Below are 12,771 nucleotides of genomic sequence, written 5' to 3'. Positions count from 1 at the left end.
TCAGGGGACCAACACCGTCAACGCGCCGGGGACGGCACGGATAGTGATCGGCAGCGTTCCGGCGGGCTCGCCGTCCGCGGTGGCCGGGGCGCCCGGTGCGGTCAGCGTGATTTCCGCAGCTCGATACTGCTTGACCTCGGGGTGGTTCTGCCGTTTGCCCGCGGACAAGGCGGGGAGCAGGCGCAGCATCTCCGAGCGGGACAGCTTGCCGACCACGGTGAGGTCGAGCAGGCCGTCGTCGAGCACCGCGTCCGGGCAGATCAGCATGCCGCCGCCGTAGGTGCGGGTGTTGCCGACCGCGACCATTACCGCGTTGGTGTCTACCGACGAGCCGCCGCCGGGGTTCGTCAGTCCTTCGGTGACGGCTCCGGTCAATTCGACCCGGTAAGGCACGGTGAACCGGCCGGATATCTCGGCCAATGCGGCGACGGTGTACCGCAGCCGTCCCCTCGGCCAGCGCATAGCGTTGGCGCGCAGGGTGACTCGGGCGTCGAACCCGGTGCCGGTGACCGTGGCGAACCACATCGGCGCCGAGGCGGACGATTCGATCCGACCGAGATCGATGGTCCGGGTTCGTCCGTCGACCACGATGTCGGCTGCGGCGACCGGATCCTCGGTGGGCACCCCGAGTTCCCTGGCGAGGTCGTTGCCGGTGCCCGCCGGGATCAGGCCCAGCGGCACACCCGTTTGCGCGACAGCACCGAGAGTCACGTTCATCAGGCCGTCGCCGCCGATGCAGACCACCGCATCGGAGTTTTCGCGCTCGATCGAATCCCGCACCAGCCGAACCGTTTCGGCGGCCGAGGGCGCTCGCACCTCGGCGACCTCGACCCCGCGTTCCCGGAATCGGGCCAGCGCCGCGGCCGCGACGTCCTGACCGGCGCCCAGCCCCGCGTGCCGATTGGTCACCACGGTGACCGCACGCACGGCGCGGGAGGAATTCTGCGTCACGGAACCAGCTTTCCAGGATTGAGGATGCCCGCGGGGTCCAATTCGGCTTTCACCGCGCGCAATACGCGCACCCCGAGGCCACCGATCTCGGCGGGCAACCACGGGCGGTGGTCGGTGCCGACCGCGTGGTGGTGCGTGATGGTGCCGCCCGCCGCCACGATCGCGTCGCCGACGGCCGCTTTCGCCGTGTGCCACTGGGCGATCGAGTCCGCGAGCTGCTTGGCCACGATGGTGAAGTACAGCGAGGCACCGGTCGGGTAGGTGTGCGAGATGTGGCACATGACCAGCGGCGGAGTGCCCTGTCCGGCGAGCGAATCGGTCAGTGCCGCAGTCACCTTCGCCTTGAGGTTGGCGAGATTCGCCCAGGTGGTCGCGGTCTCCAGCGTCTCGCACAGCACGCCGACGTCCAAGAGGGCGTCGCGCATGTACGGCGCGCCGAAGCGTCCGTGTTCCCATTCCCTGGCCGGAGTTTCGCCGAGTGCGGTGCCACCTGCGGCGGCGAGCAGTGCGCCCGCTTCGGCGCTGCGGGCCGCGACGTGCGCCTCAGTGCCTTCGAAAGTGGTGATGGCCAGGCAGCCGGACACCGCGGTGCCGCCGATATCGCTGGCGCGCGCCAGATTGACCCCGGTCTCGGCCTCGTCGGACAGTCGGAGCACCGTCGGCGCCGCACCGGCCTGCACGACCGAACGCAGTGCGGCAGCACCGGTTTCGAAGTCGGGGAACGACCATCCTTGGTAAGCAGTGGTTTCCGGCACCGGGTGCACCCGCACGGTGACCTCGGTGATCACCCCGAGCGCGCCCTCCGAGCCGACGAACAACTCACGCAGGTCCGGACCCGCCGCCGACGCGGGCGGACGGCCGAGTTCCACCGCACCGGTGGGCGTTGCGATTGTGAGCCGCTGCACCATGTCGTCGAAGCGCCCGTAGCCTGCCGAGGCTTGTCCGGACGACCGCGTCGCGGCGAACCCGCCGATGCTGGCGAATTCGAAACTCTGCGGGAAGTGCCCGAGCGAAAGTCCTTGTGCGCGAAGCAGTTCCTCCGCGCGCGGTCCGGTGAGTCCGGCGCCCAGCGTGGCCATACCGCTGACCGGGTCGATCTCCGACACCGTGTCGAGCCTGCGCAGGTCGAGCGCGATCACCGTGTCGAAGCGACCGCGCACCGGGTCGACGCCGCCGACCACGCTGGTGCCGCCGCCGAACGGCACGACCGCAATGGCGTGCTCGGCGCAGTAGGCGAGCACGGCGAGCACCTGGTCGTGATCAGCGGGGAAGACGATCGCGTCCGGTGCGTCCTGCGGCCCCTCGGCGCGGCGACGCAGCAGGTCGGGGGTGCTCTTGCCGCCCGCGTGCCGCAGCCGATCGTGGTGATCGGCCGAGACGTTGTCCGGGCCGACCACCTCGACCAACCCGTCTCGTTGGGCAGGCGTGAGCGCCGACTCTCGGAGTGACACTTCGCCCTCATCGCGGCGCGCCACCGGGTCGCCGGACACTCCGAACACCTGCATCAGGAGGCCCCGGATCTGTGCCGATAACGGCTTGTGTCCGGCCGGAATGCCCCAGGCATCCCAGACCATACTCGCCGCGGCCCCGGTTACGCCCGAGTTTTTCGCCGGAGCCGATCCCTCGCCGGTGTACTTCTGCGTCTCGACCATGCGTTACAGTTTGACATAGAATGTCAAGCAGTAACGAAGCCGACATCCCGAAGGTGATGCCTTGACCGCTCCCGTCGACGACGCGTTGTCCGCCATCGACCTGGCGATCCTCGACGCGGCCCGCCGCTGCGTCGAAGAGTTCGGCGTGCGCCGCACCACCCTCACCGAGGTGGCCCGCCGCGCGGGCGTCAGCAGGCCGACCGTTTACCGGCGCTGGCCGGATACCGGTGCGCTGGTAGCCGAGCTGCTGGTCCGCGAGCTGCGCGCGATCGTCGCCGCCACCATGCCCACCGCGGGCATCGGCCGCGCCCGGCTGGTCACCGGCATCGTCGCGGGCGCGGTCAAGGTTCGCTCGAATCCGTTGTTCGGCAAGATCTTCCGCACCGACACCGACCTGATGCTCACCTACGTCTTCGGCCGCCTCGGCCGCAACCAGCGCGCACTGATCGAGTTGTTCGCTGCGGGGATTCGTGCGGGCCAGCAGGACGGGTCCATCCGCGCGGGCGACCCGGAACACCTGGCCACCATGCTGCTGCTGATCGCGCAGTCGGCGGTTCAGTCGGCGGGCACCGTCGCCCCGCTGCTGGCCGGAACCGACCTCGACACCGAGCTGACCCATGCGCTCGACGGCTATCTCGTACCTGACGATCGAAAGGTGTTGTGACGATGGCGCATTCGACGAGCACCTCGGCGATCGATCACCACAAGATGATGGCGATCGGTTACTCGCCCGTCGGCAGGACAACCGATCTCGGAAAGGCGATGCGATGACAGCGGATTCAGTGTCGAGGGGAGATTCCGCGCTCAACGCGGACCGTCGTACCCGGGAGCTGCGGCGGCTCGGCGACGAGTCGGAGATCGATGTATTGGTCATCGGTGGCGGCGTCACCGGCGTCGGCGCCGCACTCGACGCCGCAGCGCGGGGGCTGCGGACCGTGCTGGTGGAGCGGCACGACCTGGCGTTCGGCACCAGTCGATGGAGTTCCAAACTGGTACATGGTGGACTGCGGTATCTGGCCAGCGGTCAGGTCGGCATCGCTCACGAAAGTGCCGTAGAGCGCGGCATTCTCCTTCGCACCACCGCGCCGCACCTCGTGCGTCCGCTCCCGCAGCTGGTGCCGTTGCTGCCCAGTATCGGTGCCGCGCAGAGCACGCTGGTGCGCGCGGGTTTCCTGGCGGGTGACGTGCTGCGTCGCGGCGCGGGCACCCCGGCCTCGATCCTGCCCCGCTCCCGCCGGGTCGCGGCCGCCGAGGCACTGCGGCTCGCGCCGACCGTGCGCCGCGACGGACTTCGCGGCGGACTCCAGTCCTGGGACGGACAACTCGTCGACGACGCCCGTCTGGTGGTCGCCTTGGCACGCACTGCGGCCACCCAGGGCGCGACGGTGCTGACCCGCGTGGAAGCCCTTGACGTGACCGGCAATTCGGCGAACCTGCGCGATACCCTGACCGGCGAGACCATGCCCCTGCGCGCCCGCGCGGTCGTCAACGCCACCGGCGTGTGGGCCGACGAGGTCGATCCGAGCATCGAGCTACGCCCGAGCCGCGGCACCCACCTGGTGTTCGACGCCCAGTCGTTCGGCGGCCTCACCGCGTCGCTGACCGTCCCGGTGCCCGGCAGCACCAGCCGTTTCGTCTTCGCCTTCCCCGCCGCGCACGGCCGCGTGTACCTCGGCCTGACCGACGAGGACGCGCCAGGCCCCGTCCCGGACGAGCCGAAACCCACCGAAGCCGAGATCGACTTCCTGCTCGACACCATCAACACCGCCTTGCGTGAACCGTTGACCCGCAAGGACATTCGCGGCACCTATGCGGGCCTGCGCCCACTGCTGAAGACCGCGGACGACAGCACCGCCGATATCTCCCGCAAACACGCGGTCCTGCACTCCCCCACCGGCGTGATCACCATCGTCGGCGGCAAGCTCACCACCTACCGGCAGATGGCCGAGGACGTCATCGACGCCGCCGTCACCCGGGCCGGCCTCACCGCGGGCCCGTGCCGCACCAAACGACTGCCGTTGGTGGGCGCGGTTTCCGGCGCCGCCCGTGATCGCATCGATGCCCCGCCGGTCCTCATCGACCGTTACGGCAGCGAAGCGGCCACCGTTCTCGCGGCCGCGCAACACAATCCGGCCCTCGCCCAACCGGTAGCCACCGGAATCGACGTCACCGCAGCGGAATTCCAGTTCGCCGTCACGCACGAGGCCGCCCTCGACGCCGACGATCTGCTCGATCGCCGCAGCCGCATCGGCCTGATCGCCGCGGACCGGGCGGCCGCCACCCCGGCCGCGATGGCCGCACTGGCACCCGCCACTTAGGTTTCCGAGACGGTCCCATCGAACGACCACGAATCGAGATCGGCGCTCATGGAGGCGCGCGGCCAGTCGTCCAGGCCGTGCGCCGCCTCGGCCATGCGGATCGCGTGCAGGCCGGGCGTCTGCTCCTCGTCGCTCAGGTAGCGGAAGCCGAGGCGCTCGTAGTACGGGCCGTTCCAGGCGACGTCGACGAAGGTGGTGAGGGTAATGGACTGCATGCCATGGTCTTTCGCCCAGAACACCGCGTGGTCGATCAGGCGCTTGCCGATGCGCTGGCCCCGATATCCGGGCAGCACCGACACCTGGTCGATATGGGCGTCGCCGTCGACAACGCCGAGCACCAGGTAGCCGATCGGATGGTCGCCGTCGTCGGCCCACACCCACGCCCGCCCGGCACGCTGGAATTCACGGAGCGTTTCCAGCGAGGGCGGTTCATCCTCCGCCACCGCGGTCATGCCGATATCGGCGAACGGTTTACCCGCCGCGATCTCGATCTCCTGCAGGGCTGGCAAATCGACCTCGGTCGCCGGTCGGATCACGGACACCCCTGACATCTTAGAGTTCAGGTGACCGGCGTGGCGAGAATGCCCTCGATCAGCACCCGGAGCGCCCATTTTCCGCGGGCATCGCCGCCACCGATCATGAGAGTTTCGCGCATCCCCACGATCATCGGGTAGCGATCGGCCGGTAGCTCGGCGAAACGCTGGGCGACCTCGGCGAGGTGTTCCTCGGCGCGCATGCCCTTGGTGTTGTAGGCGCTCTGTTCGGCGGCGGCGGCGGTGATGTGCAGGAACAGCAGGTCGACGGCCCACGAGTTGGTCATCTCGTCCACCCCGCTCTCGGCGAGCACGGCCAGCATCCGGTCCATCAGCCAGAGGGTGTTCGGCGCGGTCGGGATCGAACCGAGCGCGACGAGCGCCAGCCCCTCGTGCCGGCTCATCGCCACGACCGCCGCCTCTACCAGCCCGACCAGCCGCTCGCGCCAGGTGCCGCCGGTCGGTTCGTCGAGTGTGCCGAGCACGTGGTCGAGCATGGCGGCCATCAGGTCGTCGCGGTTGGCGACGTAGACGTAGAGCGAGGCCGCGCCGGTGTCGAGTTCTTGCGCGACGCGGCGCATGGTCAGCGCGGCGAGGCCGTCCTGGTCGAGGATGCGCAGACCGGTTTCGATGATCACGTCACGGCTCAGCGGGGCCTTCGCCGGACGGGCTCGGCGGCTGACAGGCGCGCTGTTCATGCCGTGGTCTCGTTAGCGCTCGAATCCGCCGTAACCGCAGCGGTGGCTGTGCTCATCGGTCGCTCTCCGCTCTCTCGCATGGTGTCGAGCATACGCCTTGAACGAACGCCGTTTGACACGAACGCCGTTCGTCTCGTATCGTTCTCTCAAACGAACATCGTTCGTAACGATCGCAGTTCGATCGAAGCTACTCCACCTCGAAGGAGGTGCCCCATGACCACCCTCACGCCGCCCATCCCGGCAACTCCCCAGGTCACCAGCCGGATGTGGGCCGTACTCGCCGTCATCATCGCGGTCGAGGTCCTCGACCTGCTCGACTCGACGATCACCAATATCGCCGCCCCGACCATCGCCAAGGACCTGCTCGGCGGGCAGTCGCTGATCCAGTGGCTCGGTGCGAGCTACGCCCTCGCGCTCGGCGTGCTGCTGGTCGTCGGCGGCCGGCTCGGCGATCGGTTCGGCAAGCGCCGCCTGTTCCTGATCGGCCTGGCCGGGTTCACCGTCGCCTCGGTCGCCTGCGGCCTGGCCTTCGATCCGACCTCGATCATCGCCGCCCGGCTGGTTCAGGGCGCGTTCGGCGCACTGCTGATCCCGCAGGGTTTCGGCATCCTGACAGCTGTCTTCCCGCGCGAACAGCTCGGCAAGGCGTTCAGTGTGTTCGGTCCCGCGCTCGGTCTTTCCGGGGTGGGTGGCCCGATCCTGGCCGGTTTCCTGATCGACGCCGATCTGTTCGGATTCGGTTGGCGCGCCATGTTTTTGATCAACATCGTGCTCGGTGGCGCCGCGTTCGCCGCCGCCTACCGCCTGCTGCCGTTCGACATCGGCGACCGCACCGTCGCCATCGACGGGCTCGGTGCCGGGCTGCTCGGTGTCGCGATGTTCGGCGCGCTGTTCGGCCTGATCGACGGCTCCGCCCACGGTTGGACCGCCGTGCCGCTCGGCTCGCTCGCCGCCGGTCTGGTCTGCTTCGGCCTGTTCGTCCGACGCCAGCTGACCGCCGCCAATCCGCTGATCAAGCCGACGCTGTTCAAGAACAGAGGCTTCACCTCGGGGCTGCTGCTCGGTCTCATGTTCTTCGCCGCGGTCTCCGGCCTGATCTATGTCTTGTCGCTGTTCCTGCAGACCGGGCTCGGCTACACCCCGACCGGTGCCGCGATCGGCCTTGCTCCGTTGGCCGCCGGCATCGTGGTCTCCTCGATCGCGGCCCATCAGTTCATCGCCCGGCTCGGTCGCAACCTGATCCTGATCGGCCTGCTGATCACGCTGGCGGGCACCGGTCTGCTGCTGGTGCTCGCCGGCACAACCGTCGCTGCTTGGGCGCTGGCCGTGCCGATCCTGATCCTCGGTCTTGGTCTCGGTACCTGCTTCGGGACCATTTACCAGGTCACCATCGGTGATATCGAACAGGCCGAAACCGGCAGTGCCAGTGGGTCTCTCACCGCCGTGCAGCAGCTCGCCAACGCCATCGGCGCGGCCGCCGTCACCACGGTGTACTTCCACTCCGCAGGTGTCGGTCAGGTGCACGCGCTGACCGTCAGCCTGATCCTTGTCGCCGCCATCACCCTCGCGAGCTGTGCTCTGGTGCGCCTGCTGCCACGCAACGCCCCCGCCGAGCACTGACGTTCCCGCGAACTTGCGCTGCCTTTCATGATCAACTACCCGAATTCACTACTCATCAAGGACTTCTCATGATTCTCATTACCGGAGGCCGCGGCGCGGTCGCCACCCAGCTGCTCACCCTGCTGCACGCCGACGGACGCGCCGTCCGGGTCGGCTCCGGCCGGCCCGAAGAACTCCAGCTGCCCGCTGCCGTCCCGGCCGTCGCCCTCGATCTCAAGGACCCGAACACTTTTCCCGCCGCGCTGGACGGTGTCACCTCCGTGTTCCTTTACGCGGAAGCAGCCGCGATCAACGAATTCGTCTCCGCCGCAAACGAAGCCGGGGTCGAGCACATCGTGTTGCTGTCCTCGTCCTCGGTGCTCGATCCCGACGCCGCCACCAACCCTGTCGCGAAGTCGCACCTCGACGCCGAGCTCGGACTCGCCGACGCCCCGATGGCGGTCAGCGTCCTGCGTCCGGGTGCCTTCGCGGGCAATGCCCGCAGCTGGGCCTGGGCGATCAAGGCCGGGCGGCCGATCAACCTGCCCTACCCGAACGCCTACGCCGATCCGATCCACGACATCGATGTCGCCGCAAGCGCATACGCCCTGCTCACCGCGCCGGAACACCGCGGCGAAAAGCACACACTGACCGGTCCCGAGACACTCACCTTCACCGAGCAGATCGACCTCCTCGCCAAGATCACCGGCCGCAGCATCGCAGTCGAACAGGTCACGCCCGAAGCCTGGAAGCAGCAAATGGCCGACTACATGCCCGCTCACTACGCCGAAGGTCTGCTCGACTACTGGCGTCGCTGCGACGGCGTCCCGACCGAGATCAACAACACCGTCGCCACCCTCACCGGCCGCCCGCCGCGCGCCTTCACCACCTGGCTCGAAGAGAACGTCGCCGAATTCACCAACTGAACACCGGGCATCCGTGCCGACCGATGCTGAGGCCGAACACCGTTTCTGTCAGCCGCTCACCTAGTACAGGGAGTGTGGGGCTGACAGAAACGGTGTTCGGTCTTGCTGCGGAGTGTGGGTGTGCCCGCGCGGGTAGAGGTGGCGGGCGAATTCCGGGTGCGCCATGCCTGCCGAGCAGGACGTATCCGAGTTGGCCTGGCGAGCGAGGCGGTTTTTCGGGCGACACACAGGGGTGCGACGCGCGGACGCGGCAATGCATACCCTGTGTCGGCGAGACGGTCGCCACATTTGCGTTTGCGCGCGGAACGGGACGAACATCGCGCGGCCGGGATCTGCGACCGGTCGAGCTGTTGCCAGGTGAACAACCAGAATCCAGGCGGCACTGCTGAATTCAGCGGGCGATCGATCTTGCTGGACAGGTACGGCAACATATCCGCGCGCCTCCCACCGCCGCCACCACGCGCCGATCTGCCGGACGCGCACGCTCTATGCTGGGCTCGAATGTCGGTAGTGCGCCGGGAAGGAGGGCGCGGATGCGCAGCAAACCAGCCACTGTTGGTATCGCACAAGGTCATGGCTTTGTCGCGCGCTTCGGTGGCGTAGTTGTCTATCTGGCTGGTGAAACCGCCGCCACGGATCGGATCCTCGGCAGCATCGAGGCGGTCGCGGAGGCCGAACATCCCGGAGCGGCGCTGGCCCAACGGCTGGCCGCCGTGGTTTTCGGCGGCACCTCCGAGACGCCGCCGTTCGGCGTGGTCGCACCGACCGCCGACGGGACGCTGATCCTGCTGCGCGGACCGGTCTTCGCCGAAATCAACGGGGCGGAAGGCACTCGTCGGCTCGATGGAGCGCGCGCGTTCACCTGGGTCGACGAGATCGTGCGCGAACCGCTGCGCCGAATCACGGTCGGCACGGACACCGGAACAACACTGAAGGCGTTGCCGCGCACCGACCTCCGCGCAGGCGTCGTTCCCGGCGGCGGCTTCGTCCTGAACGTCCCTGTTCGTCGCGCGAGCAAAGCAGCCAGGGGTTCCGCGACTTCCCGCACGTCTGCGTCGAGTCCCGCATCACCCCACCCGCCTGTCACGTCCGGTTCCGGGTCACCTCACCAATCTGCGCTGAGTTCTGCGAGACCGCGCCCATCCACTTCCACATCGAGTTCCGAGTCACCCGACCCGTCAGCGTCGAATTCCGCCTCACAGAGCCCATCCGCGGCCGCATCGAGCTCCGGGTCAGCCCGCCCATCCGGGGCAAATTCCGCGACACTGCGCCCATCCGCAGCCGCGTCGAAATCCGGGCCGGCCCGCACGTCAGCGTCGAGTCCCGCCTCACCGCATCTGTCCGCCGCGACTTCGAGTTCCGGGGCATCCCTGCCGTCGGCATCGAGTTGCGCGACACCGCGCCCGTCCACCGGCACGTCGAGTTCCGGGTCATCTCACTCGGCTGCGTCGAGCTCCACGACATCGCGCCCGGCCACCACCACATCGAGGTCCGGGGCATCCCACTCGTCCGCTGCCGCGTCAGCCTCCGAGCCCGCGCCGACCGTTGCCGACGGATTCCCCGCCACTCCCGAACCCACCGGTGCCGATGAGGCCGTCGATATCTCCCGCTCCGCGCCCTCCAGCACGCCCACCTCCGCAGCCTCGGCGACATCGCATTCCGCCGCTTCTTCTGCTGCTTCGGATTCCGCCGCCTCTGCGGACTCGGATGTTCAGACCTCCGCGGCCTCGGCAATATCCGATGCGCCGACCTCCGCGACTTCCGCTACGTCGTCGACCGCCCAGGCTTCGTCTGCAGCCAAGTCTTCCGCCGGCCAGTCCGCGTCGAAATCCGGCCCCTCAGCGACCCGATCCGCCGCGGCCGCATCGTCGGCCACCTCCTCCACCAAGCTCCGCCCGAGCGAATCGGCGCGGCCACGGGCGAGGCCACGCCCGCCGATCGGTGCCCGCCCTGCGACGGATCGTCAACTCGCCTGGTCCCAAACTCGCCAGCCCGCCGCAGGACCCGAACCCATTGCGCTGCACAAGAACTCAGCTGACCGCGCCACTCGCCTCATGCGCCCCGCCGCCGAGCACGACCAAGCCGCGGGCACCCTGGTCCTCGAGAACGGCACTGCATACCCCCTCGACCGCCCCTACGTGATCGGCCGCGGCCCGCAAACCGACGATTCCGTCCGCGCCGCCACCGCCGCGCCCATCGTCATCCAGCGCGACCGCCACGTCTCCCGCGTGCACGCCTACGTCTCGGTCGCCCGCGGCAAGGTCTTCGTCCGCGACGCCACCGCCACGTCCGGCACCTACATCGCGCCACCCGGCACCGACCAGTGGACCCGAATCGGCACCGACCCCACCGAACTCCGCCCCGGCTGGAGCGTCCGCATCAGCGAACGAGTACTCACCTACCGCTGCCAAGACGAAGACCGCCGCGACTGCTGACCCACCTAGAACCCCGACAACGCAAACCGCGTGGGTCCTGGCCGGCATCCACTACGGCAACACAACGGAACCTGACCTCCGCGCAGCAGCGTAAGTGACGAAGGGCGTCCCGACCACCGTCGAACAGCCACGCCGAGTCGCGCGCACCATGTCGCTACTCGGATACGGGCTTCGGTCCTTCGGCCGGAGACCGATCGATCTCGGCCTCATCGAGATCCGCCGAGTCGTCGCCGAGGTCGTCGTCCGGTTCCGGCGGCGGCGACGCGTAGCCGAGCAGAAACGCAACGGCGGCAGTAACTCCCGCGAAGTCCAACCACAGGCCGGTGTCGGGTACCCACCAGCGCGCCACCGATGCGATGAACGCGAATACCAGCCCGATTCCGAGTCCCGGCGCGAGCAATCGTAGTCCGCGTTGCCAGCGTTCGACCGAAAGCCGTTGGCGCGCAATGGCAAATGCCGTGTCCGCGAAGCCGAGCGTGGTGAGGACGGCAAGTGCGAGCCCGAACAGTCCGTACACCGACCACAGCGACCCACGCACGTCGGTGATCAACGGTATCGCGGCCACCGGTGCGTCGCTCTCGCCGTAGACCGCGAGCTCGCCGTCGATCAACCCGGTCGCCTGCCCCGCCAACCCGCGCAGCTCCAGCCGATACTGCAGCGACTCGGCTTTGCCTGGCGCAACCGTCAATTCGACGGCGGTGGAATAGGAGAAGAAGCCGAGACCGAGCACGTGTCCCGCGAGGTCGACGTGCCGGATCTCCAGCGGGTCGGTCGTATTGTTCGTCAACTCGATCGCGATCCGGATCGTGCTGTCCGGCACGAGCCGCAACGGCCGATCCACCGAAGTCCCGGCGATGTCGCGCCCGTCGATATTCGCGGCCATGTCGACCCCGTCGGGTCGCGCCTCCGCCTGCGCCGCCGTCCATCCCAGCAGGATCAGCAACAGCACCGGCCCGAGAATCCGCCGAATGGCTTGGGAGCCACCGCTCATTCGCCCCTCCGCGCAAGTAGATGCGACGCGACGCGGTGTCCGTAATACCAGCCACCGAGCACGAGGAAGAACAGGATCACGGTCACCGTGCACGTGCCCGCTCCGATACTCCCGACCAGCACCACATCCAGCGGCGCGACCAACGTGCGCCCACATTTCGCGGTCACCTGATACCTGCCGACATCCACCGTCCCGGTGACAAGCGGCACCTCGAACGCCCCGTCCACCCCGGCGATCGTCTTCCCGACGGCAACGTCGCCGATCGTCACATCGACCGGCGCCTGCGGATCACACCCGTGACCGCTGGCCGTGACTCCAGCACCGGGCCCGACCGAGGACGGCGTGAGATCCATTGCGGGAGGCGGTAATCGAGGCGGCGGGGGCGGCAGTACCTCGGGACCGGGCGGCACTACCGCCGGTCTTCGCACCGGATTCCTAGGTGGCACAGCAGCATCCGGCGTCCTGACCGGCGGAGGCGGTGGTGGAATCGTCTCCGCCGGGGGCGGAGGGATTACTTCGGACGGCTGATCGGGCGGTGTCGTCGAGGTGTCAGGCGGCAGTGTCGTCGTCGTTGTTGTGGGCGGACTCGTTGTGGGCGGACTCGTGACGGGAGGACTTGTAGTGGGCGGGGTGGTGACAGGCGAAGTCGTGACATCCGGCGTCTGCGT

At 68.5% G+C, this 12,771-nt stretch carries 14 protein-coding genes; 5 read left to right on the top strand and 9 right to left on the bottom strand.

All coding sequences use genetic code 11. The features are described 5' to 3' along the window. Entirely contained in the window at nt 1–951 is a 951-nt protein-coding gene (locus ACFWF1_RS34000) for a diacylglycerol kinase (RefSeq protein ID WP_379282444.1), read from the bottom strand. After that, the gene (locus ACFWF1_RS33995) at nt 948–2,525 is read right to left on the bottom strand and encodes an FAD-binding oxidoreductase (protein WP_379282882.1); all 1,578 of its coding nucleotides are present in this window, start codon (nt 2,523–2,525) and stop codon (nt 948–950) included. The genes ACFWF1_RS34000 and ACFWF1_RS33995 overlap by 4 nt, the downstream gene beginning before the upstream one ends. 139 nt (nt 2,526–2,664) lie before the next feature. Between ACFWF1_RS33995 and ACFWF1_RS33990 the strand changes: the two genes are divergently transcribed. Together ACFWF1_RS33990 and ACFWF1_RS33985 are read left to right on the top strand one after the other, a co-directional pair. Then, nucleotides 2,665–3,267 carry a TetR/AcrR family transcriptional regulator gene (locus ACFWF1_RS33990; RefSeq protein WP_379282443.1) on the top strand — a complete coding sequence of 201 codons (603 nt, stop codon included), beginning with the start codon at nt 2,665–2,667 and terminating at the stop codon, nt 3,265–3,267. A gap of 103 nt (nt 3,268–3,370) precedes the next feature. Then, nucleotides 3,371–4,921, top strand: coding sequence for a glycerol-3-phosphate dehydrogenase/oxidase (locus ACFWF1_RS33985; RefSeq protein ID WP_379282442.1), 1,551 nt, complete (start codon nt 3,371–3,373; stop codon nt 4,919–4,921). Here the strand turns inward: ACFWF1_RS33985 and ACFWF1_RS33980 are convergent. Together ACFWF1_RS33980 and ACFWF1_RS33975 are read right to left on the bottom strand one after the other, a co-directional pair. Beyond that, nucleotides 4,918–5,472 (bottom strand): GNAT family N-acetyltransferase, encoded by a 555-nt coding sequence (locus ACFWF1_RS33980; protein ID WP_379282441.1) that lies wholly within the window; start codon nt 5,470–5,472, stop codon nt 4,918–4,920. The two genes, ACFWF1_RS33985 and ACFWF1_RS33980, sit on opposite strands and share 4 nt — an antisense overlap. An 8-nt stretch (nt 5,473–5,480) precedes the next feature. Then, the gene (locus ACFWF1_RS33975) at nt 5,481–6,152 is read right to left on the bottom strand and encodes a TetR/AcrR family transcriptional regulator (protein WP_379282440.1); all 672 of its coding nucleotides are present in this window, start codon (nt 6,150–6,152) and stop codon (nt 5,481–5,483) included. A gap of 213 nt (nt 6,153–6,365) precedes the next feature. Between ACFWF1_RS33975 and ACFWF1_RS33970 the strand changes: the two genes are divergently transcribed. Together ACFWF1_RS33970 and ACFWF1_RS33965 are read left to right on the top strand one after the other, a co-directional pair. Next, a complete protein-coding gene (locus ACFWF1_RS33970; RefSeq protein WP_379282438.1) occupies nt 6,366–7,772 on the top strand; it encodes an MFS transporter in 1,407 nt (468 codons plus the stop codon). Nucleotides 7,773–7,840: 68 nt separating this feature from the next. Next, complete coding sequence (locus ACFWF1_RS33965; RefSeq protein WP_379282437.1) at nt 7,841–8,677, top strand: NAD(P)H-binding protein; 837 nt, start codon at nt 7,841–7,843, stop codon at nt 8,675–8,677. Nucleotides 8,678–9,782: 1,105 nt separating this feature from the next. Here the strand turns inward: ACFWF1_RS33965 and ACFWF1_RS33960 are convergent. From ACFWF1_RS33960 to ACFWF1_RS33950, 3 genes are all read right to left on the bottom strand, one after another. Next, complete coding sequence (locus ACFWF1_RS33960; RefSeq protein ID WP_379282436.1) at nt 9,783–10,094, bottom strand: hypothetical protein; 312 nt, start codon at nt 10,092–10,094, stop codon at nt 9,783–9,785. 18 nt (nt 10,095–10,112) lie between these two features. Beyond that, complete coding sequence (locus ACFWF1_RS33955; protein ID WP_379282435.1) at nt 10,113–10,310, bottom strand: hypothetical protein; 198 nt, start codon at nt 10,308–10,310, stop codon at nt 10,113–10,115. 78 nt (nt 10,311–10,388) lie between these two features. Beyond that, nucleotides 10,389–10,562, bottom strand: a complete 174-nt coding sequence (locus ACFWF1_RS33950) for a hypothetical protein (RefSeq protein ID WP_379282433.1) — start codon at nt 10,560–10,562, stop codon at nt 10,389–10,391. Nucleotides 10,563–10,731: 169 nt separating this feature from the next. Between ACFWF1_RS33950 and ACFWF1_RS33945 the strand changes: the two genes are divergently transcribed. Beyond that, nucleotides 10,732–11,112, top strand: a complete 381-nt coding sequence (locus ACFWF1_RS33945; protein ID WP_379282432.1) for an FHA domain-containing protein — start codon at nt 10,732–10,734, stop codon at nt 11,110–11,112. Between the two features lie 154 nt (nt 11,113–11,266). On the opposite strand, the gene ACFWF1_RS33940 is transcribed toward ACFWF1_RS33945, so the two are convergent. Both ACFWF1_RS33940 and ACFWF1_RS33935 read right to left on the bottom strand, forming a co-directional pair. Further along, complete coding sequence (locus ACFWF1_RS33940) at nt 11,267–12,103, bottom strand: hypothetical protein (RefSeq protein WP_379282431.1); 837 nt, start codon at nt 12,101–12,103, stop codon at nt 11,267–11,269. Continuing rightward, nucleotides 12,100–12,456, bottom strand: coding sequence for a hypothetical protein (locus ACFWF1_RS33935; RefSeq protein ID WP_379282430.1), 357 nt, complete (start codon nt 12,454–12,456; stop codon nt 12,100–12,102). The genes ACFWF1_RS33940 and ACFWF1_RS33935 overlap by 4 nt, the downstream gene beginning before the upstream one ends. Nucleotides 12,457–12,771: the final 315 nt, after the last annotated feature.

Source organism: Nocardia sp. NPDC060255 (genome assembly GCF_042727395.1).
In the GTDB taxonomy this organism is placed as follows: Bacteria; Actinomycetota; Actinomycetes; order Mycobacteriales; family Mycobacteriaceae; genus Nocardia.
Note: the sequence above shows the minus strand (reverse complement) of the source record. Positions and strands in the feature narration are given on the sequence as shown.